Annotated in this window: 18 protein-coding genes; 9 read left to right on the forward strand and 9 right to left on the reverse strand. The window is 50.3% G+C overall.

Translation table 11 applies throughout. From position 1 onward, the window contains the following. The first annotated feature begins 243 nt into the window (after nucleotides 1-243). The 3 genes from L9G74_RS07000 (at nucleotide 244) to secF (ending at nucleotide 3,576) form a co-directional block, all read left to right on the forward strand. Complete coding sequence (locus tag L9G74_RS07000; protein WP_238895589.1) at nucleotides 244-714, forward strand: hypothetical protein; 471 nt, start codon at nucleotides 244-246, stop codon at nucleotides 712-714. A gap of 134 nt (nucleotides 715-848) precedes the next feature. Beyond that, on the forward strand, nucleotides 849-2,681 hold the full coding sequence (secD, locus tag L9G74_RS07005) for a protein translocase subunit SecD (RefSeq protein ID WP_238895590.1): 1,833 nt from the start codon (nucleotides 849-851) through the stop codon (nucleotides 2,679-2,681). A 1-nt stretch (nucleotide 2,682) separates the two neighbouring features. Continuing rightward, nucleotides 2,683-3,576 (forward strand): protein translocase subunit SecF, encoded by an 894-nt coding sequence (gene secF, locus L9G74_RS07010; RefSeq protein ID WP_238895591.1) that lies wholly within the window; start codon nucleotides 2,683-2,685, stop codon nucleotides 3,574-3,576. Between the two features lie 154 nt (nucleotides 3,577-3,730). Here secF and L9G74_RS07015 read toward each other — a convergent pair whose 3' ends face one another. From L9G74_RS07015 to lptD, 7 genes are all read right to left on the reverse strand, one after another. Then, the gene (locus L9G74_RS07015; RefSeq protein WP_238895592.1) at nucleotides 3,731-5,761 is read right to left on the reverse strand and encodes a methyl-accepting chemotaxis protein; all 2,031 of its coding nucleotides are present in this window, start codon (nucleotides 5,759-5,761) and stop codon (nucleotides 3,731-3,733) included. A 64-nt stretch (nucleotides 5,762-5,825) separates the two neighbouring features. Next, nucleotides 5,826-6,641: a symmetrical bis(5'-nucleosyl)-tetraphosphatase gene (locus tag L9G74_RS07020; protein WP_238895593.1), complete on the reverse strand. Its 816-nt coding sequence runs from the start codon at nucleotides 6,639-6,641 to the stop codon at nucleotides 5,826-5,828. 68 nt (nucleotides 6,642-6,709) lie between these two features. After that, the gene (gene apaG, locus L9G74_RS07025) at nucleotides 6,710-7,090 is read right to left on the reverse strand and encodes a Co2+/Mg2+ efflux facilitator ApaG/CorD (protein WP_238895594.1); all 381 of its coding nucleotides are present in this window, start codon (nucleotides 7,088-7,090) and stop codon (nucleotides 6,710-6,712) included. A 46-nt stretch (nucleotides 7,091-7,136) separates the two neighbouring features. Further along, nucleotides 7,137-7,943: a 16S rRNA (adenine(1518)-N(6)/adenine(1519)-N(6))-dimethyltransferase RsmA gene (gene rsmA / locus L9G74_RS07030; RefSeq protein WP_238895595.1), complete on the reverse strand. Its 807-nt coding sequence runs from the start codon at nucleotides 7,941-7,943 to the stop codon at nucleotides 7,137-7,139. Between the two features lie 16 nt (nucleotides 7,944-7,959). Next, nucleotides 7,960-8,943, reverse strand: a complete 984-nt coding sequence (gene pdxA, locus L9G74_RS07035; RefSeq protein WP_238895596.1) for a 4-hydroxythreonine-4-phosphate dehydrogenase PdxA — start codon at nucleotides 8,941-8,943, stop codon at nucleotides 7,960-7,962. Nucleotides 8,944-8,948: 5 nt separating this feature from the next. Continuing rightward, on the reverse strand, nucleotides 8,949-10,253 hold the full coding sequence (surA, locus tag L9G74_RS07040; protein WP_238895597.1) for a peptidylprolyl isomerase SurA: 1,305 nt from the start codon (nucleotides 10,251-10,253) through the stop codon (nucleotides 8,949-8,951). Between the two features lie 111 nt (nucleotides 10,254-10,364). Further along, nucleotides 10,365-12,665, reverse strand: coding sequence for an LPS assembly protein LptD (lptD, locus tag L9G74_RS07045; RefSeq protein ID WP_238895598.1), 2,301 nt, complete (start codon nucleotides 12,663-12,665; stop codon nucleotides 10,365-10,367). A gap of 134 nt (nucleotides 12,666-12,799) precedes the next feature. On the opposite strand from lptD, the gene L9G74_RS07050 reads away from it, so the two are divergent. Genes L9G74_RS07050 through L9G74_RS07070 form a run of 5 tightly spaced genes read left to right on the forward strand, consistent with a single transcriptional unit; the run spans nucleotide 12,800 to nucleotide 16,949 of the window. Beyond that, on the forward strand, nucleotides 12,800-13,828 hold the full coding sequence (locus L9G74_RS07050) for an aminoglycoside phosphotransferase family protein (RefSeq protein ID WP_238895599.1): 1,029 nt from the start codon (nucleotides 12,800-12,802) through the stop codon (nucleotides 13,826-13,828). Between the two features lie 6 nt (nucleotides 13,829-13,834). Further along, complete coding sequence (gene murU, locus L9G74_RS07055) at nucleotides 13,835-14,512, forward strand: N-acetylmuramate alpha-1-phosphate uridylyltransferase MurU (RefSeq protein ID WP_238895600.1); 678 nt, start codon at nucleotides 13,835-13,837, stop codon at nucleotides 14,510-14,512. Between the two features lie 47 nt (nucleotides 14,513-14,559). After that, nucleotides 14,560-15,333 (forward strand): co-chaperone DjlA, encoded by a 774-nt coding sequence (gene djlA / locus L9G74_RS07060; RefSeq protein ID WP_238895601.1) that lies wholly within the window; start codon nucleotides 14,560-14,562, stop codon nucleotides 15,331-15,333. Between the two features lie 27 nt (nucleotides 15,334-15,360). Continuing rightward, a complete protein-coding gene (locus L9G74_RS07065; protein ID WP_238895602.1) occupies nucleotides 15,361-15,963 on the forward strand; it encodes an outer membrane beta-barrel protein in 603 nt (200 codons plus the stop codon). 20 nt (nucleotides 15,964-15,983) lie between these two features. Further along, nucleotides 15,984-16,949 (forward strand): D-2-hydroxyacid dehydrogenase, encoded by a 966-nt coding sequence (locus L9G74_RS07070; protein ID WP_238895603.1) that lies wholly within the window; start codon nucleotides 15,984-15,986, stop codon nucleotides 16,947-16,949. A 235-nt stretch (nucleotides 16,950-17,184) separates the two neighbouring features. Here the strand turns inward: L9G74_RS07070 and purT are convergent, their stop codons facing one another. Then, nucleotides 17,185-18,360, reverse strand: a complete 1,176-nt coding sequence (gene purT, locus L9G74_RS07075) for a formate-dependent phosphoribosylglycinamide formyltransferase (RefSeq protein WP_238895952.1) — start codon at nucleotides 18,358-18,360, stop codon at nucleotides 17,185-17,187. Between the two features lie 243 nt (nucleotides 18,361-18,603). On the opposite strand from purT, the gene L9G74_RS07080 reads away from it, so the two are divergent. Beyond that, nucleotides 18,604-18,918 carry a DUF1289 domain-containing protein gene (locus L9G74_RS07080; RefSeq protein ID WP_238895604.1) on the forward strand — a complete coding sequence of 105 codons (315 nt, stop codon included), beginning with the start codon at nucleotides 18,604-18,606 and terminating at the stop codon, nucleotides 18,916-18,918. A 94-nt stretch (nucleotides 18,919-19,012) separates the two neighbouring features. On the opposite strand, the gene L9G74_RS07085 is transcribed toward L9G74_RS07080, so the two are convergent. Further along, nucleotides 19,013-21,874, reverse strand: a complete 2,862-nt coding sequence (locus L9G74_RS07085) for a valine--tRNA ligase (RefSeq protein ID WP_238895605.1) — start codon at nucleotides 21,872-21,874, stop codon at nucleotides 19,013-19,015.

Here is a 21,874-nt window from a genome sequence, read left to right on the forward strand (position 1 = left end):
AGCAGAGCAGAGCAGAGCAGAGCAGAGCAGAGCAGAGCAGAGCAGAGCAGAGCAGAGCAGAGCAGAGCAGAGCAGAGCAGAGTGTAAGGTTATTCATGCCTTGGGCCTGTCGGGACGTGGCTGTTGACCTTTGCAGCTAGTTCCTGCATCAGGCATAGCGTGATTTAAATTTAAATCTAGCGTTGGTCGCACTACCGAGCTTCGCAGCTTGATTTCTTTTTTTTCGCCCTCATATTGAGGCTTATGAAGACGCATTTGTTGCAGTTTATCCATCGTTTTATTTTGCTTGTAGCGATTGGATTATTAGTATCGGTTTATTCTGGCGTGGCATCGAACGCGACCTGGAAGGCTTTTACGCCGATAAACACTGTGTCTCATGTCATTGTGCAGCATGGCGGCGCGGTGGATAGTTCTCCGGGCGATTTTGTACCGCCGGTCGAAATTCATCACCATGCCGTTACTAGCGATGGTCTTTGGTATGCACCTTCCACCAGTCAGCGCTGTTTGAGCATGTCTGTACTGGCGCAGATTATTGATCCTCCAAGTTATTCACTCGCTGCTGTTTTACCTCTGCCTTTGGTGCCTCTGTTTAGCTATGGATACGCTGTTGCGTTGCCAAGCAATGCATGGACATTGAGTTATCAAAGCCATCGGCTCAGGCTTAATGGCTGGCAGGATGCCAATCTTCAATATCGATTTAGCCAGCAGGCTTAGTTGTTTTTGTCGCGTCGCTAATTAGCGACAACATTATTCATTAGGTAATGGATGGGAACGTCGCTACAGATGTTCTGCACTGTTGCCTGTGTCTTGTGGTCAAGGCCACAGCTCAATGAGACAAAGAGCATACTATGTTAATCGATCCTATTTTGGGCGCTTCGCACAAACGTCGCCCTGCCGCTGTACTCAATCACTATGCTAAGTGGAAATACTTAGTCCTCATTGTGACGTTAATCATTATGGCACTAAGCGCTTTGCCTACTTGGTTTGGGGAAGACAGTGCGATTCAGATCCCGGCCTCTGCTGGGTTACGTCTTGATAGCCAAGCTATCGCGACCACCTTACAGCAACATCAGATCGCCCTAAAGCGGTTAGATGCCTCTGCGCAGAAAACCCTTGTGGTGCTTGATGATCCACAACAGCAGACCAAAGCCAAAGCGGTATTGGCGGGTTACGCTGCCAGCCCTGACAAGCTGGCGTTAGCGCTGACACCTGCAGCGCCATCTTGGCTACTTAACCTTGGTTTTTCGCCGATAAAACTGGGCCTCGATCTTAGAGGCGGCGTGCAGTTTCTGCTTGATGTGGATGTTATGCCCGTCTATCAGCAGCAAGGCGAAGCGTTAACCAATGGATTACAGGAATTTTTGCGTAGCAAACATCTGCCCGCAGTCACTGTGCGTACGCTTAACGACGCTAGTTTACAGTTGAATGTTACTGCGGATACGAGTAGTGCCATACGCAGTTTTTTAACCGCCCAATATCCGCAGTGGCAAGTGCGCCATGATGGCGAACAACTACTGCTACAGCTCATTGCGAAGGAGCAAGACAACTTACGCAATGAGACGGTACAGCAGAATTTGCAAATCATGCGTAGCCGTATCGAAGAGTTAGGTATTACTGAGGCATTAGTACAGCGCCAAGGTGAGAATCGTATTCGCATTGAGCTTCCCGGTGTACAAGATCCGGCTGCTGCTAAAGACGTTATCGGTGCCACGGCGACATTGGCATTCTATGAGGTGTCGCCACGCAGTGTGGGGACGCTGTCGTTGCCAGATAACCAAGGAAGGCGGGTTAATGTGACTAAACAACCGGTTATCACTGGTGCCCATATTCTCGATGCCAGATCCGGCGCAGGAGAGATGGGCCAAGCTGAGGTCAATATCACCTTAGATGCCGTTGGCGGCAAACAGATGACGGCTTTCTCTAAAAGTCATCTCGGTAAACCCATGGCTACTGCGTTTAGTGAATATGCGCGCGATGCTGAGGGTAAGTTGACGCAGCGCACCAAAGTGATCAGTGTGGCAACCATCCAATCGGTACTGCCTGAGCGTTTCAGAATCACAGGTGTGGGCAGCCATCAAGATGCACAGCAATTGGCGCTATTACTGCGGGCCGGTTCCATGACGGCGCCGGTCACAATTGTGGAGGAGCGTACTATCGGCCCCAGCCTCGGTGCTGAGAACATCCACAATGGCTTTGCCGCATTGGCGCTCGGTATGGCGGTCACCTTGTTATTTATGGCGCTGTGGTACCGTCGCCTAGGTTGGGTCGCTAACGTCGCGTTGCTTGCCAATATGGTGCTGTTGTTTGGGCTCATGGCGTTGATTCCCGGTGCAGTATTAACCTTACCGGGGATTGCTGGGTTGGTGCTAACTGTCGGCATGGCGGTCGATACTAACGTGCTCATCTTTGAACGCATACGAGATAAATTAGCCGAGGGGCGTAGTCTTGCACACGCCATCGACCGCGGCTTTGATAGCGCGTTCTCCACCATCTTTGATGCCAACTTCACCACCATGATCACCGCTGTCGTACTGTATTCCATCGGTAACGGTCCGATCAGAGGCTTTGCACTCACACTCGGTTTAGGACTGTTGACCAGTATGTTTACCGGTATTTTTGCCTCCAGAGCCATCATTAATTTGGCCTATGGCCGTAATTTTTCTCGTGATGTAAGGATCTGATATGAAACTCTCTTTTTCAAATAGCTGGCGTTACGCGTGCAGCGGGATATCGGTGGTTTTGATGGTGCTTTCTATCGCGATTATTGGCTGGAAAGGGCTAAATCTCGGCTTAGATTTCACTGGCGGGGTGGTGAGCGAGATCCGCATTGATAAGCAGATTAGTGCCACCGAGATGCGGCCGCTGTTACAACAAGCCTATGGCAGTGATGTGTCTTTAATTGCGGCTGATGAGCCTGGTCGTTGGGTATTACGTTATCCCGCAGCGGCGGGCGATACAACGCCGCCATCTTTGGCGCAAATACTGTCACCACTAAATACTTCACTGGAAGTACTCAATACCAGTATTGTCGGGCCACAGGTGGGGGCTGAGTTAGCGGAACAAGGTGCGCTAGCGTTATTGGTGGCGGTTATCTGTATCCTCGGTTACTTGTCGTTTCGCTTTGAATGGCGCTTGGCGAGCGGTGCCTTGTTTGCCTTGGTGCACGATGTGATTTTTGTGATCGCTTTTTTTGCGTTAACGCAGATGGAGTTCAATCTGACCGTATTAGCCGCCGTGCTGGCGATTCTCGGCTATTCGCTGAATGACTCGATCATTATTGCGGACCGTATTCGAGAATTGTTGATAGCTAAGCCGCAAACGCCAGTGGCTGAGGTGAATAACGCCGCGATAGTAGCGACTTTCTCGCGTACTATGGTGACCTCGGGCACAACGTTGATGACCGTTGCGGCGTTGTGGCTGATGGGCGGTGAGCCGCTTCAGGGCTTCTCTATCGCGATGTTTATCGGCATTTTGACGGGCACCTTTTCCTCTATTTCGGTAGGTACATCGTTGCCTGAGTGGTTGGGGCTAACCAGCGAACATTACCGACCCAAGGCGTTACCCGAAACGCCTTAATGGACGTATGCAGAAGCCAACTATTCGAGGGATACTCGCCCTCGAATAGTGGCGTATGAGCAGAGGGTTGATGTTGGTGCGTGAATGCAAATCATCAAAGACGCCAACTGGCGCAACAGCACCTGTGTTGCGTCGGTTGCCGTACCAAAGCGGTTTAAATCCTGAACTGACTCACTGACGCTTGTAACGCGTCAGCCAATTGGGCGACTTCATTACTGGCGCTGGCGGTTTTGCTGGCACCCGCGGTAGTTTCATCTGACAGTTGGCTGATATCAGTCAACATGGCTGAGATCTGGTTAGTGACGTGACGTTGCTCCATCGCGGCGGCGGCTATCTGTGAACCCGCTTGATGCGCCTGCTGCACGGCGTCAGTGATGGCGCGCAACGCATCTTGAGTGCTGGCGGTGCTTTCAACACATGCTTGTGCTTGCTGCTGACCTTGTGACATCACTTTGACCGCTTGTTGTGCGCCTTGTTGTAACATTTCAATCATCTGGCGGATTTCATTGGTGGACTCTTGCGTGCGCGAGGCAAGGTTACGCACTTCATCGGCGACGACTGCAAAGCCTCGTCCTTGTTCGCCTGCGCGCGCCGCTTCAATGGCTGCATTCAGCGCCAATAGGTTAGTTTGTTCGGCCACGCCTCGAATAACCTCCAAAATCGAGTCGATCGCATTGGTGTTTTGATGCAGTGAATCAATGACCTCCGTCGCTTTGATGACCTCTTGCGCCAATAACAGAATGGTCTGTTGATTCTGCGCCATGACGTTGGTCATGCTTTGGGTTTGTTCATTGGCCAGCTGGATTTGGGTTAATGCGCTATCGGCACTGTCAGAGACTTGAGCGGCGCTGGATTCTAATTGGTCCGTTGCCGAGGCGGCTTGGATAATCTGCTGCTTTTGTTGCTGGATATGATTTACGGCACTGTCAGTCACGTGTGAGGTTTGCTCGGCTGAGCGACTGAGCTGATTGGAACGGTCAATGATGCTACTGATGACATTACGCAGATTGTTAATCAGCTGATTGCAGTTTTTGGCAACTTCGGCCAGTTCATCTTCGCCGATGTCGTTGAGTTTATGAGTGAGGTCGCCAGCGGCGATGACGTTTAAGGCCGAGTTGATGTTATTCAGTGAGCGTTTAAGTGGCACGATCACCGCGGCAGCGACACCAATGGCAACCACAATGGCAATACACACCACAATCAAGGTGTTGACGGCTGAGTTGTCAATCTCGCCAAGGGTTTGAGCATTTAGCTGTTCAGAGAGTTGTTCTATCGCTTCAGATAGCTGCTTCATGGTCGCGACCATGGTGGCTTTCAGTTCTGCGGCTTGGCTGAGTATGGTTCTGGCGTCTTGCGCGAGCTGTAACTGCACGTCTTTCTGGGTTTGTATTGATTGCTCGCCGTTGATTTGCGCAATGAAGGTGACAACCGTTTGCTGAAATTTGGCGAGGTTGGCGGCACTCGTTATTCCCGCCGGGGTCGCTTGTTGTTGCAGTCGTTCAGTGGCCTCCATGGTCGCATTAGCCATGTAGTTGAGTTCATTGATTAGTAGCTCAAACTTACCTTGTTCAGTCACGGCCACCAGATCGTAGAGGCTAGTCATCATTTTGTTGATATTACTATCAATGCTACTGGCTGTTTGGGCGGCTTGCTGCTGCATCGGATCATCACTTAACTCAAGATCGGTCAGTTGCATGATGGCGCTGCCAAGATCTTCATCAAGTTCGCGTTCTAGCGCTCGTTGTTGTTTTACCAATGTCTCTTGAATGTCCAATACTTGTTTGCGGTCTTGGAGTAGCTGATTGCTGAGCTGGCTAAACTGTTGGTACTGCTGCGTGAGGCTTTGCAGGTTTTCAATCACTTTGGGCTGTTGTTGTACCAGTTCTGTCAGCTTGCTGATCTCTTGATTGAAACGGGTTTGTTCCTCGGCATATTGCTTAAGGATGTCGGGCATCTGCGAGACGCTGTCATTGTAGTAGCCCACCAATAGAATACGTTGTGCTTCACCTAAGGTTGCGGTCAGCCGGGTGGTGCTAGTTAAGGTCGGAATGGTGAGCTGCTGCGTAATGGCGGTGGTGGTTTTAAGCGATTGGTTGCTTAACCAATTAACCACACCTAGCACTAACAGCAGCAGGATCAGCGTGGTAAATCCCGCAATGATACGGGTGGAAACATTGAGCTTCATAAGGACTCCGTAATAGTGGTCAGCCGTGATGGCTTAGCAAATACGGAGCGGCTTATGACTTGTGCTATTTAATGGCGTTCTGAGTGATAAACTGATTTGCTTCCAGATGCCACATGGTCATAAATTCTCCCCAGCAGCAACCAGTATCTAATGGCATAAACTCATGATTGGTTGACTGTCCCATCAGCGCCGCCCAGTGACCGAACACTTTGGTGGTGCCTTGGCTACTAGAAGGGAAGCTGTACCAAGGTTTGAGATCTGCACGAGTGCTCTGGGATGGCGGTAACTTACATGAAAAATCCAGCCGTCCGTCAGAATAAAGATAGCGCATTCTGGTAAGAGCGTTGATGCAATATCGCAATTGGGCAAATCCGCTAAGCTGGTCGTTCCAGCCTTCGGGCTCGTTGGTATACATCTTTTGCAGGATTTCTTGCACGTAGTCAGGCCGCTGTAATGCGTTAGCCACTAAATCCGCTTCCTGCTGCGCGGTGGCAATATCCCACTGTGGTGGTATGCCTGCGTGGGTCATCACGATTCGGTGTTCTGGCAGTTGCTGAATAAGTGGTTGCTGTCGCAGCCAATCAATAAGGCTATTAACGTCTTTAGCTGCCAGCAGTTTGGTGAGTTTATCCGAGTTTTTCACGCGGCGAAGCCCGGCATGAACTGCCAGTAAGTTAAGGTCATGGTTGCCCAGTACCACGCGGCCGGCATTATCTAGCGACTTGAAATAACGTAGCGTAGCGAGTGAATCTGGCCCGCGAGCGACTAAATCCCCCACAGCCCATAACACGTCTTTGGCCGGATTAAACGCCACACTATCGAGCAGCAATTGCAGTTCGGTAAAACAACCTTGAATATCGCCGACAAAATAATTAGCCAAAACAACTCCTAGGGGCCGATGATCTATCGTGTTTAATGTTTACTGCCAAAGTATCCAGTGCTGGTCAGCTAGTGAATAATACCTGGCACAGCTAACCGGAAAGGGGCGATCAGTACGTCAAATGTTTTGCCGTGGTCATCGACCATCTGATATTTACCATGCATGACGCCAACAGATGTCTCTAACACCGTGCCGCTAGAATAGCGATAGGCCTCGTTCGGTTTGATGCGAGGTGTTTCGCCCACTACGCCTTCTCCTTGCACTTCACTTATTTTGCCGTTGGCATCGGTGATGATCCAGTGGCGAGTCTTGAGGGTGACCGCTTGGTCACTCAGATTGACTATGGTGATAGTGTAGCTAAATAAATGGCGGTGTTGTGGCGCTGATGATTGATCATCCAGATATTGGGTTTCAACGTGGATTTTAATGGCACTATCTTCGTTGGTCATATCCCTTCCCATGATCAAAAGGGCCGCAGTGATTGCGGCCCTGCTGTTAAGCGTTTTTACTGGTTAGCAGGTTGGCCAGTGCGACATATTGCGCCACACTGATCTGCTCAGGCCGCAGGCTGGCGTCAATATCCAGCTGGGTAAACTCTTCGTCGCTGAATAATCCTTTGAGGTTATTACGCAGCGTTTTACGGCGCATGTTAAAGGCCGTGCTAGTCACATGCTGTAACTGTTTGATGTCGTCGCATGGATAGGGCGGCTGTTCATATGGCAGCAAGCGTACCACGGCTGAGTCCACTTTGGGTGGCGGAGTAAAGCTTTCTGGCGGCACTTCGAGTACCGGGATCACTTGGCAATAATACTGTGCCATCACGGTTAAGCGGCCATAAGCTTTGCTTCCCGGCGTTGCCGACAAACGCAATACCACCTCTTTTTGCAGCATAAAGTGCATGGTGGCGATGTGTTCGGCGTACTCAAACAGATGGAACATCAGCGGCGTAGAGATGTTGTAAGGCAAGTTACCAAACACCTTTAGCTTTTTGCCCGGTTGGAGCAACTGACTAAAATCAAACTGCAACGCATCACCTTGATGAATTTCCAGTTTGTCTTTTAGCACCGGATGTTGTTTAAGGCGCTCAACCAGATCGCGGTCTAGTTCAACCACAGTCAACTTGTCGATTGACTCGGCTACCGGCTCGGTCAGCGCGGCTAGACCGGGACCGATTTCCACCATGATGTGATCATTATCGGGTGAGATCGCCCCAACAATACGGTTAATAATATTGTCGTCAGTTAGGAAGTTCTGACCGAAGCGTTTTCTGGCCGTGTGGCCAAGATGGACTTTATTGCTCATTAACTCTCAATCTAAATCAGTTCTTCGTCGCTAGCTCAATGGCTTTGTTCAATGCACAGGTGAAGCTGCCGAGATCGGCTGTGCCAGTGCCAGCTAGTTCCAGTGCGGTGCCGTGATCGACCGACGTTCTTATGTAAGGAAGACCGAGGGTAATGTTTACCGCTTGGCCAAAACCCATGGATTTTAGCACGGGTAGGCCCTGATCGTGATACATAGATAGCACCACATCAGCATCTTCAAGATATTTGGGTTGGAATAGGGTATCGGCAGGCAGCGGACCGACTAAATGTAATCCTTCGGCACGCAGTTCATCGAGTGCGGGAATCATTACGTCTAACTCTTCACGGCCAAGATGACCATTTTCACCGGCATGCGGATTGAGACCACAAACATAGATTTTTGGCTGTTCAATCGCAAAACGTTCCACTAAGTCATGATGCAGGATGCGAATGACTTGATGTAAGCGTTCACGGGTAATCGCTTTAGACACATAGGCCAACGGGATATGCGTGGTGACCAAGGCAACTTGCAGTTTAGGGCAAGCCAGCAGCATCACCACATCTTTACAACCTGCTTGATGTGCAAAAAACTCGGTATGACCGGAAAACGGAATGCCCGCTTGGTTGATAATCCCTTTATGGACGGGGCCGGTCACTACCGCATCAAATTCGCCGCTGATGTTCTTCTCGCCAGCGTAGGCCAGTGTATCGACCACGTAGTTACTGTTCTGTTCGTCTAACACACCACAGCGCGATTCCACCGCCATACTAAATGGCACAATGGTCAGAGTACCTGCCTCTTGCGGTTTTGGCGGCATGGACGGCTGATACGGTCGCAGGTGCAAGGTTAGGCCAAGCATTCTGGCGCGGGCTTGCAGCAACGATGGATCAGCGCAAACGACTAACTCAACAGGCCAGTCGTGCTGAGCGAGTTGTACCACTAGCTCAGGTCCAATACCGGCAGGCTCACCGGCGGTAATCGCGATACGTTTGGTAGTCAAACTGATTAACCTCTGATAGGCGCAGGCTCAAAGACTTCAATGTAGGCACTTGCGCGCATTTCGTCGAGCCAAGCTTGCAACTCTTCATTGAATTTTCTTCTAAAAATCAACTGATGAGCGCGGTTAGTATTAAATTGTTCGGTTGCATCTGTCATACGAGTGTCTTCTAACTCGATGATGTGCCAACCAAAAGTAGAACGGAACGGTTCACTGATTTCGCCCACTTTCATATGGTCCAGCGTGTCTTTAAATGCTGGCACGTAGACGTCAGTTTGCGACCAACCCAGTTCGCCACCTTTGGTTGCTGAACCTTCATCTTCTGAATATTGGCGCGCCAGATCAGCAAATTTAGCGTCACCGCTGCGTATTTTCTTCAGGAACTCTTGCAGCATAGCTTTGGCGCGTTCTTCTGACAGAATTGGCGATGGTTTCAACAGAATATGACGGGCTTTAACTTCTTTGATCTCTTGAGTTTCCAGACCACGAGCATCCATCACTTTGATGATGTGGAAGCCTGCGCCACTCTTGATTGGGCCGATGATGTCACCTTTTTTCGCGCCGTTGACGACTTCGGCAAATAGGGTTGGCATCTCGTTGATGTTCATGTAATCCCAGATACCGCCTTCCAGCGCTTTCGGGCCTGAAGACGCCGCAATCGCGGTAGTACGGAAATCGGCGCCGTCATTTAGACGTTTCAGTACCGTTTCTGCACGATTACGTGCTGACTCAAGTTGTTCGGTGGTGGCGTTTTCTGGTACATCGATCAGGATATGACCGATTTGGAATTCCACGTCTTTTAAGCCTTGGTCTTGGATCAATTTGACCAAGTGGCTGATCTCTTGTGGAGACACTTGAATACGACGTTGCACTTGAATGCGTTGGATTTCGCCTAGGGTGATGTCCTGACGCAACTGTTCGCGATAATGGCTAAAGCTTTCGCCGTCAGCTTCTACTTGCGCTTGCAGCTGTTGCACGCTCATGTTTTGTTGCTTAGCGATGTTGGCGATGGTTTCATCCAGTTGCAAGTCGCCCACATGCAGACCAATACGGTCAGCGGTTTGCATCTGCAAGCGGGTCAAAATGAGTCGTTCAATGACTTGGCGACGCAGCGCTTCCGAAGAGGGCAGCTCCTGCTTGTTTTTTAGCGCATCGGTTTTTACTTGTTGGAGCATGTTCTGAATTTCACTTTCCAGAATTACCCCATCATTCACCTGTACCGCAATCCGGTCCAAAGGCTGTGGGTCTGCTACAACGGCATGGCTCAACGCCAGTGCAAACAATCCGAATATCAGTTTTTTACCAGGTACCATTAAAAAAATCCTTGCCACATTTTTTATCTAGCTGCAGACGCTCTGCGGCCATGTCGTTCAGTTTTGACTACGAGTTCATTTCGAGGTTCAGCAATCTAACATAAAAGTTACCTAATTCCTTAGATAAAGTGGTTTACGGTAACTGAACACCCCATCATCCATCATATCGGCAACGCCGAGCGGACCTGTGCCACCAAGGCCTTTAATCACAAAGTTCAAGGTGAATGAGGTTTCAAATAACTCGCGGTTATCTAACACCGGATTGTAGTTATCTTCGTAGTTGGTTTTGATGCGATAGTGATAAGCAAATCGCACTGCCCAGCAGCAAGATTCATACTGCAGACCGGTATAGTTTTCTACTGAGCGGTCTTCGTTTAAGTCGTAATAGAAGTTACCCACAAAGTAGAGATTATCGGTGAGCGGCCAAGCCGTACGAATACCGGCTTGTTTGATATCCACTTGGTCATTGGTGTTACTGTTCAGCAGATCTGGCACGTAACGATAACTGAGCTGTACCAACTTGTTTGGGCCTGGACGGTAATCAAGGGTCGCTTCGCTTTTTTTGTTATCGTGATGGCGTGTGTCGTATTGAATCGCTGTGCTAAAGAACCAGTCATCATAGAGATGCAAGTCCATCTCGGCCGCTAGCACCGAGGTGGAACTATCTTCTGATAGCTCATCAGCATACATGTTGACTTTGCTGTTTTCGAAGTACGCAATCTGCCCCAAACTAAAACGGAACTGCTCGACGTTGTGTTCGTCAAACAAGCGGCTAGTCAAACCTACGGTTAACTGGTTGGCATCAGCAATCCGGTCAAGGCCGGAGTAACGGCGATCACGGAATAAGCCGATGTAATCCTGTTGCAGTTCAGCGGTATCGTAAATACCAATATTGGACTGATCGCGGTGGCCAACGTACAGATATTGAAACTGCGGCTCTAAAGTTTGGCGATAGTTCTCATCGAAGTATTCAGTAAAGCGCTCAAAGTTAATTTTGCCATGTACTCGCACTTCAGGAATGGTGCGGTTTACGTCTTCATCCAACTGTTCTACAGCGAGGTTACGTTGCGAATAGTTAGTTTGGAACAGTTTCACTTCACTGGTGATTGAGCCTGCTGGTCCTTGGATCGGTAGAGATAAACTTGGCTCAACATGTAAACGGGTAGCGGTATTAAAGCCGTTACCGCGATGTTCAAAGTTAGTCAGCTCTGAGTAGAGATTAAAATCCAACTTTTGCCAGATGGAGGGGGCTCGGTAAGCAAAGCTCAACTGTGGCATCACTTGGTATGGGCTGGTGACTTCGCCCAGCACTTTAATATCTTGCACGCGAGCACTGAAATCCCAGTTATCAGTTAAATAGCTGATGTCACCAATACGCGATAATTGGTTTTCTGTGGCGCGACTGACGTCAGAATCTAAATCGGTAAAGTAGTTGTTATCCGAGATATCGACATAGTTAGCCATCACACGCCAGTTTTTATCGATGGCGCCTTGATGGTTAAAGTTGACTAACCAGCGGTCAGCATGGTTCGACAACATGTCATCTTTACCGAGATATTCTAAGTTAACTTGGCCTGCTTGACGTTCGCCCGCTAAATAACGGAATTCGGTCTTGGTATAGATACCGCGCGAGGTCATGTAATCCGGGGTAAACGTGAGGTCGTATTCTGGGCTGATATTCCAGTAGAACGGCGTCGCAAACTCAATACCGTTTTTGGTACTGGAGCTGAACTTAGGAAACAGAAACCCAGTCTTACGCTTATCAGAAATAGGGATGGTCATGTACGGCACATAAAACACCGGTACACTGCCGATCTCTAACTTTGCGTCCCAGATTTCCCCCCACTCGTCATCAGGATCAAGTTGAATGCGGCGTGCATGCAACGCCCATGATTCATCACCGATAGGGCAAGTGGTGAAATTACTGTTTTTTAAAATGACTTTATTGTCTTTAGTAATTTCAAGTTTTTCAGCACTACCGTGTAATTGCTGCCCATTGAGCCAGTACTGGGCGCTATCGAGCGTGGCGACTTTTGAACTCATCTGTGCATTTAGTGAGTCAGCGGTAACCGTCACCACGCCATCTTGGAACACTAAACGACCGTTGGCTTCAAAGCTTTGTCGCTGTTGATCAACAATGGCCTGATCGGCCTTAATCTGACGGCCATTTTGTTGAAAGGTAACATCACCATCAAAGGTGGCCTTGTCGCCTAAGGTCCCTTCAGACTGATTCGACTTGATATGGACTATCTGGTTGGTCACTTTGTCCAAGTTGGTCGGCTTGGCTAACGGCGATACCGGAGGAGTAATGATGCATTGGTCATCACTACTGGCGTCATTCTGCGTCGCCTCAGCTGCAACCGCAGTTACAGAGGGCAAAAGGCATAGCGTCACTAAAGTTCGTTTCAGCATCGTTGGTCTTATTTTGCTGGATTCTCATCTGGACAAGTTTAGGTGGGGAAAAGTTGCATCGCTGCATGCAGCGCTGTCAGCGAAAAATCATCCGCAAACTCGACTGTTTCCTAGTGTTTTCCGCCGCTATAATAATGCAATTTTACGCCAAGAGCCACGAGGTTGCCTTGTCTGATCCGAGATTTCTACACCTACAGCAATGGCTTGCTGAATTTTTTGGCAGCCCTGCGCAACTTAATTTAATTTCCGGCGATGCCAGTTTTCGGCGCTATTTTCGCGTCCAACACGGGCAGCAACACTATATTGTTGCTGACTCGCCCCCACAAAAAGTGGATAACCAGCCGTTTATTGCGTTGGCGAATGCTTACTTAGCGGCGGGCATAAAGGTGCCAAACATTGTGGCTGTAAATCAACAACAAGGCTTCATTTTGCAACAAGATTGTGGCGATACGCAGTTATTGTCATTACTTAATGAACAGAATGTAAGCCATTGGTATCAGCAAGCGTTGGCGATTTTGCCAAAAATAGCCACAGTGACCGCTTCAGACATCGGCCCATTACCCGATTACGATGCGGCGTTTGTTGAGCGGGAATTGGCGATTTTCCCCGAATGGTTGTTGGCTGAACATTGGCATATCAGTTTATCCAGCACCGAACAGCAACTATTACAACAGAGTTTTGCGCTGTTGGTTGATAACGCCTTAGCACAGCCGAAAGTTGGCATGCATCGCGATTTCCATAGCCGCAATTTGATGGTGATGGACGATGAACTGGCGGTGATCGATTTTCAAGATGCGGTGCTCGGCCCGATCACTTACGATGCGGTGTCCTTGCTACGCGACTGTTATGTACGTTGGCCTGATGCCATTGTCGATACGTTATTGGAGCATTTTTACCAACAGTGTCTCGCTCAGCAACAGCTGAGTGCGGCGGTGAGCTTGACCCAGTTCCGTCGTTGGTTCGATTTGATGGGATTACAGCGCCACATCAAAGCTGCGGGGATCTTTGCCCGCCTGCTACATCGCGATGGCAAGTCAGGTTATATCAAGGATATTCCGTTGACGCTGCAGTATATTGTCGACATTTGTCGCCGCTATCCTGAGTTACAAGCCTTGGGTGATTGGGTTGATGAGCAATTACTACCGCGCACATTACAAGGATAGCTGTCTGTGAAAGCGATGATTTTAGCCGCTGGCCGTGGTGAACGGTTGCGGCCCCTTACCGATACCTTACCTAAACCGCTGGTAGCAGTGGCGGGTAAGCCATTGATTGAATATCATATTGAGCGTTTGGCTGCGGCCGGCTTTAGCGACATAGTGATTAACTGCGCTTGGCTGGCGGATATATTGCAGCAGCGGTTGGGTGATGGTTCTCGCTTTGGCGTGACGCTGCACTTTAGCGTAGAGCGCGAAGCACTCGAAACTGGCGGCGGTATTAAACAGGCGCTGCCGCTGTTGGGGAATGAGCCATTCTTGGTGATCAATGGCGATATTTTTATCGAACGGTTACCGACATTGCCGCTGCAACTCGCTGCCGACAGCTTGGCGCATTTGTGGCTGGTACCTAACCCAGAACATCATCCCGAAGGCGATTTTGCCTTGCAAGCTGGCAAGGTCAGCAATGCTGGCTCTGATAAATTTACCTTTTCCGGTATCGGCATTTATCATCCCGCGCTTTTCGCCGATTGCCCACAGTCCCGTTTTGCGTTGGGACCGGTGCTGCGTGATGCCATGACGCAAGGGCGGGTGAGCGGGGAAATCTTTACACCTTACTGGTGCGATGTCGGCACCATTGAACGTTTGGCGCAGGCAGAAGCCTTTGTCACTCATCACTCAATCTCTCAGTAACAACAAAAGTATTAAGAGCCGCCGTAGGCGGTAGCACAGGAATAACCATGCAGATTTGGGGTAAGTTTTTTGGTGGCGTGATCGGCTTTATGTTTGGCCGTTTTTTTGGCGCAATTTTAGGTATTTGGCTTGGTCACCAATTTGATAAACGCTTGTCTGGCGCGCCTCAAGGCATGCAAGAACGCCAAGCGCTGTTTTTTAACACCACCTTCGCGGTGATGGGCCACATGGCCAAAGCCTCTGGTCGTGTGACCGAAAATGACATCCGCATGGCCACCGCGCTGATGGACAGTTTGCGCTTAGATGGCGATGCTCGCCGTGAAGCCCAAGCGGCATTTCGTCGCGGTAAAGCCAGTGATTTTGATTTGGAAGCGCATCTGCGTAGCTTTCGCGATCTGACCTTTGGCCGCCGCGAAGTGCAGTTAATGTTTTTGGAAATCCAAATCCAAACCGCATTGTCGGATGGCGACCTGCATCCACGTGAATATGCTATTTTGCAAACCATTGCTAATCGTCTTGGCCTTGGGCAAGCGCAACTCGACGCGATGCTGGCACGTTGGCAAGCGGAAAGCCGCTTTCAAGGTGGTGCTGCCAACAACTCTGGCCCATCGATTAAAGACGCGTATAGTGTATTGGGCGTCAGCGAAGATATCTCTGACCAAGACCTGAAGCGCAAATACCGTAAACTGATGGCTGAGAATCATCCCGACAAACTGGTTGCCAAAGGCCTGCCACAAGAGATGATGGAAATCGCCAAGCGCAAGGCGCAGGATATCCAAGTCGCCTACGACAAGATCAAGAGTACTCGCGGCATGCGATAACGACCCATTCATTCCGAGGAGCAGCAGGTGAAGGCACAACTTAGCAGTTTGTTAATTAGTTTATCTGTGTGTAGCTCCTCTTGGGCGGAAGTATTTGTCGCACCGTTTGGCGGCTACAGTATTGGTTCCGACGGTATCAACCTCGCGCGTTACGACGATGGTGCGGCGCAACTCAAAGACTCAGTGCATGGCGGCATCATGCTGGGACTGGCACAACGCGGTTACGGCGATGTGTATCTGTTTTACAGTCGCCAACAAACAGACTTGTTGCTGCAGCGCGATGTGGCACCGCCAGAAGAGATGACATTGGAATATTGGCATCTCGCTGGCACCCTCTATTTTAGCGAAGGTGACGTGCGGCCATATGTGGCTTCTAGCATCGGCCTGACGCGCTTTGCTGCCGATGCCGCCCGTGGCAGCACCAATAAGTTTTCCTTAGGCCTAGCCACTGGGCTCAACTATCAACTCGCCCACAATTTAGCGCTATTTACCGAGTTACGTGGGTTTGCCACCTTCTTTGGCGACGATAGTGGTATTGCATGTCGCCGCGATGAGCAGTGTACTTGGTACATTTCTCGCGACACCTTTTGGCAAGGGCAAGCCAATCTCGGTTTGCAATTTCGTTTTTAACAAAACAATGGAGTACAGCCGTGATCAACAAAACCAAAATTGTGGTGTTAGATGGATTCACTTTAAATCCCGGCGATCTATCTTGGGCGCCGTTACAGCAACTGGGTGAATTGACCGTCTATGATCGCACTAGCGCCGCAGATACCGTCGCGCGCGCACAAGACGCTGAGATTGTACTGACCAACAAGACGCTGCTGGGGGCCGATGTGTTGGCGCAACTGCCCAAGCTGCGCTATGTCGGTGTATTAGCAACGGGTTATAACGTGGTGGATCTGGCCGCTGCGAAAGCGCGTGACATTGTGGTGACAAACGTACCAGGTTATGGGCCGGATGCGGTCGCGCAAATGGTATTTGCGCATCTACTGCATCACACCCAACAAGTGGGCGCGCACCACCAAGCGGTGGCGAACGGCATGTGGCAAAACAGCATCGATTTTTGTTTCACCTTGTCACCGCTGACATCGCTGGCGGGCAAAACGATGGGCGTGGTCGGCTACGGCGATATTGGTTCGCGCGTGGTGAATATTGCGCTGGCGTTGGGGATGAAGGTGCTGCTTAATACCCGCTCGGAACGTACCGATTTACCCGACGGCGTGGTTTGGGCCACGTTGGATGAGTTGTATCGCGAGTCGCATGCCATCTCATTGCATTGTCCATTGACCGACGCCAATGCTGGCATGATCAACCGTGATACCTTGGCGCTAATGCGCGATGGCTGCATCATCATCAATACTGCCCGTGGTGGCTTGGTAGATGAAGCTGCGCTAGCCGAGGCGCTAAACGCTGGTAAAGTACGTGCCGGTGTTGATGTGTTATCGACTGAACCACCCAAAGCTGACAATCCGCTGCTAACCGCCGCTAACATCAGTATTACGCCGCACAATGCGTGGGCAACGACCGAGGCACGGCAGAACCTGCTGAACATCGCCATCAATAACGTGCAAGCGTTTGTCGATGGCAAGGTGATCAACTGCGTTAATCGCTAACGAGCTATGAGCTACGAGCTACGAGCTACGAGTTACGAGCTACGAGTTACGAGCTATAAGCTATAAGCTATAAGCTATAAGCTATAAGCTATAAGCTATAAGTTACGAGCTAAGAGTTACGAGCTACGAGTTACCAGCTAAGAACTACGAGCTTCTACGGATATGAAAAAGCCCAACACTGAGAGGTTGGGCTTTTTGCTGTTTAATCACTTACTCGCAGCGATTGAGCATCTACTTAGAACGTCACCGTCACTTTAGAAGCAGCAGCTAGCGCCTTTTCTACCGCAGCTTCAATGCTTTCATCACGCGCTAAGGCAACACCTAAACGGCGGCGGCCATTGATTTCTGGTTTGCCAAATAAGCGCAGTTGCGTGTTGGGTTGTGCCAGCGCTTCCGCTAAGCCGTCATAACGGATGTTGCTTGAGGTGCCTTCGCGCAGAATGACTGCCGAGGCACTGGCGCCGTGCTGGTGGATGTTGCTGATAGGCAAACCAAGAATGGCGCGCACATGCAGGGCAAACTCTGACAAATCTTGGCTGATTAAGGTCACCATGCCAGTATCGTGTGGCCGTGGCGAAACTTCAGAGAAATACACCTCATCGCCCTGAATAAACAGCTCAACCCCAAACAGGCCATAACCCCCTAAGGCATCAACAATCTTACGGCCAATCGCTTGGGCGCGCTCCAATGCCAGTGGACTCATGACTTGTGGCTGCCACGATTCGCGGTAATCACCATCTTCTTGGCGATGACCGATCGGCGCGCAGAAGTGGATGCCGTTAACGGCACTGATGGTCAGCAGGGTGATTTCATAATCAAACGCGACAAAGCCTTCGACAATCACGCGGCCTTGACCGGCGCGACCGCCTTCTTGGGCGTATTGCCAGGCTTTGGCGATTTGCGCGGCATCGCGGATCACGCTTTGGCCTTTACCGCTGGAACTCATCACCGGCTTGACCACACAAGGCATACCAATGCGGTTAACCGCGTCAGTGAACTCGGCTTCGGTATCGCAAAATTGATATGGTGAGGTCGGCAGACCGAGTTCTTCCGCTGCCAGACGGCGAATGCCTTCGCGGTCCATGGTCAAACGGGTGGCACGCGCGGTTGGCACCACGTGTAGCCCTTCCGCTTCCAACTCCAGTAGGGTTTGAGTCGTAATCGCTTCGATTTCAGGAATGATCAGGTGTGGTTGTTCCGTCGCAATCACTTGGCGCAGTGCCGCACCATCAAGCATATTGATCACGTGTGAGCGGTGCGCCACTTGCATCGCTGGCGCATTTGGGTAGCGATCCACACCAATCACTTCTACACCAAGGCGCTGCAACTCGATGGCGACTTCTTTGCCGAGTTCACCACAGCCCAGCAACATAGCGCGTTTTGCGCCTTCACACAGTGGAGTGCCTAACATCATTCGGGTACCTTTATTTCATTTTTAGTAGCGCAGGTGCGCGCGATGCCCGCTAGTGTACTGATTTCACCTCGCAACTTCAGCTAAAGCCACGTATTCGCTGCCAAACTCTCTGTGCGGATTTTGAAATAATCGTTTTTGTAGTGCTGAAAAAATCGCCTTTTAGCGAGCAAAGTGCTATACGTTAGCGTTCGATGATATGCCGATGGCATGAGTGTTTTTGAAATTCTGAGCGGGCGAGGTATGGAACAGTTAGCGTTTTTTGAAATTCCAAGTCCCTGTATTGGCATCTGCCAAACCGACGAGCGAGGTTACTGCAAAGGCTGTATGCGTAGCCGCGATGAACGCTTTGGTTGGCTTAATCTCAGCAATGCGCAGAAAGAAGAAGTGGTGCGTTTGTGCAAAGACCGCAAGCGCCGCCGTGCTTATGCGGCATTTAAGCAAAAGCAGCAAGCCCAACAAGCGGCCAGTGCCGAGCTGAGCCTGCAAAATCAGCAATTGGACTTTGATGATAAGCCAACGGATGACGTTGACCTGAGTGACTTTTCGCTGGACTAACGTTTTTAATTCAAATCATTAATGGTTTTAAGTGCTAATTTTTAGGCAATAAAAAAGCGGCTTACTCAGCCGCTTTTCTGCATTTTCAACTAGCTTACGCTTCCAGCTTCGCCAGTTCTGCTTTCTGTTCAGTCAGCTTTTCTTGGTCGCGTTGGTAGTCCGCCAGTTTAGCGCGTTCTTTTTCAATCACGTCTGCTGGTGCTTTAGCAACAAAGCCTTGGTTCGAAAGTTTGTTTTCGATACGGCCAGCTTCTTGCGCCAGTTTTTCCAGCTGTTTGTCGATACGCGCCATTTCGGCGGCAACGTCAATCAAACCCGCCATTGGGATCAGCAGTTCCATTTTGCCCACCAGTTGCGTGGTCGACATTGGTGCAGCTTCGCCGTCAGCCAGTACAGTGATGCTTTCCAGCTTCGCCAGTGAAGCTAAGAAGGTTCGATTGGCGTTCAAACGGGCAGCGTCTTTGTCGCTGACATCTTTCAGCAACGCGTTCAGCGGCTTAGATGGCGCGATGTTCAGCTCAGCGCGAATGTTACGTACCGCGACAATCACTTGTTTAACCCATTCCAGATCCGCTTGCGCTTCGGTATCGGCTTTATCGGCTTGATACTCAGGGAACGGCATCAACATCAGGGTTTCGCCTTCCACACCGGCCAGCGGTTTCACGCGATGCCAGATGGTTTCAGTGATGTATGGTGTCAGAGGGTGCATCAGGCGCAGCAGTTGCTCCAGTACGGTCACCAGAGTATGGCGAGTACCGCGTAGTTCTGCTTCAGTGCCGCTGTTCAATACCGGTTTGGTCAGCTCCAAGTACCAGTCACAGAATTGGTTCCAAGTGAACTCGTACAGGGTGTTAGCGGCCAAGTCGAAACGGAAGGCATTGATGTGGTCATCAAAGGTTTTTACGGTTTCGTTGAACAGGCTGATGATCCAGCGATCCGCCAGTGACAGGGTCATCTCGCCACCGTTCTGTCCGCAATCTTGCTCTTCGGTGTTCATCAACACGTAGCGTGAAGCGTTCCACAACTTGTTACAGAAGCTGCGGTAACCATCCAGACGTTTCATGTCCCAGTTGATGTCACGACCAGTTGATGCCATCGCTGCCAGAGTAAAGCGCAGCGCGTCAGTACCGTGGGCTTCAATGCCTTCAGCAAACTCTTTGCGGGTGCTCTTTTCAATTTTGGCGGCCAGTTGTGGCTGCATCATGTTACCGGTACGTTTTTGTACCAGTGATTCCAAGTCGATACCGTCGATCATATCCAATGGGTCAAGCACGTTGCCCTTAGATTTCGACATCTTGTTACCTTGCTCGTCACGGATAAGACCGGTGACGTACACGGTTTTGAATGGTACTTGTGACTTGCCATTCTCATCTTTGATGAAGTGCATAGTCATCATGATCATGCGCGCCACCCAGAAGAAGATGATGTCGAAACCAGTCACCAACACATCAGATGGGTGGAACAGTTTCAGATCTTCAGTGTTTTCTGGCCAGCCCAAAGTGGAGAAGGTCCACAATGCAGAGCTGAACCAAGTGTCCAGTACATCGTTGTCTTGGCGCAGCGCGATATCGGCACTCAGGTTGTTTTCGCTACGGACTTCCGCTTCGTTACGGCCAACGTAGACGTTACCAGCGTCGTCGTACCATGCAGGAATGCGATGACCCCACCATAGCTGACGCGAGATACACCAGTCTTGAATGTCGCGCATCCACGAGAAGTACATGTTTTCGTACTGTTGTGGCACGAACTTGATGTCACCATCTTCAACCGCTTTGATCGCTGGCTCAGCCAGAGATTTCACAGCTACATACCATTGGTCGGTCAGCAGCGGTTCGATCACCACGCCAGAACGGTCGCCGTATGGCACTTTCAAACTGTGTGGCTCGATTTTTTCAAGTAAGCCCAGTGCGTCAAACGCTTCAACAATCGCTTTACGCGCGGCGAAACGTTCCATGCCAGCGTATTCGCTTGGCAGGCTGTTATCCAATGCGGTGTTTTGGCTGCCGTCGGTGTTCAACACTTCAGCTGTGGCACGAATGTCAGCGTTCAGGGTCATGATGTTGAACATTGGCAGGCTGTGGCGCTTACCAACTTCGTAGTCGTTGAAGTCGTGCGCTGGAGTGATTTTCACACAACCCGTACCAAATTCGCGGTCAACATATTCGTCAGCCACGATAGGAATGCGACGATTGACCAGCGGCAGAATGATCTCTTTACCGATGAGTGACGCGTAGCGTTCATCTTCTGGATGTACCGCCACGGCGCTGTCACCCAGCATGGTTTCTGGACGAGTAGTGGCGACAACTAAGTAATCTTTGCCATCAGCCGTCAGGGCATCGCCCGCCAGCGGATAGCGGAAGTGCCACATGGAGCCTTGTTTTTCTTGGTTTTCAACTTCCAGATCGGAAATCGCGGTGTGCAGTTTTGGATCCCAGTTCACCAAACGTTTGCCGCGGTAGATCAGGTTGTCTTTGTACAAACGGACAAACACTTCTTGAACTGCTTTGGACAAACCTTCATCCATGGTGAAACGTTCGCGATCCCAATCTACAGAAGCGCCCATACGACGCAGCTGTTTGGTAATGGTGCCGCCAGATTGCGCTTTCCATTCCCATACTTTTTCCATGAATGCATCACGGCCTAAGTCGTGGCGGCTTTTGCCTTCTTCGGCTTCCAGCTTACGCTCAACCAGCATCTGGGTGGCGATACCGGCGTGGTCGGTACCGACTTGCCACAGGGTATTTTTGCCTTTCATGCGTTGGTAACGGATCAGCGTGTCCATGATGGTGTCTTGGAACGCATGGCCCATGTGCAGGCTGCCAGTGACGTTCGGCGGCGGGATCATGATGCTGTAGTTGCCGTTGCTGCTATCACCACTTGGTTTGAAGTAGCCTTTCTCTTCCCAGGCTTTATAGAGTGCCTGTTCAATCGACTGCGGGTTGTATGTTTTATCCAT

This window comes from Shewanella electrica (genome assembly GCF_022321485.1).
Taxonomy (GTDB): domain Bacteria; phylum Pseudomonadota; class Gammaproteobacteria; order Enterobacterales; family Shewanellaceae; genus Shewanella; species Shewanella electrica.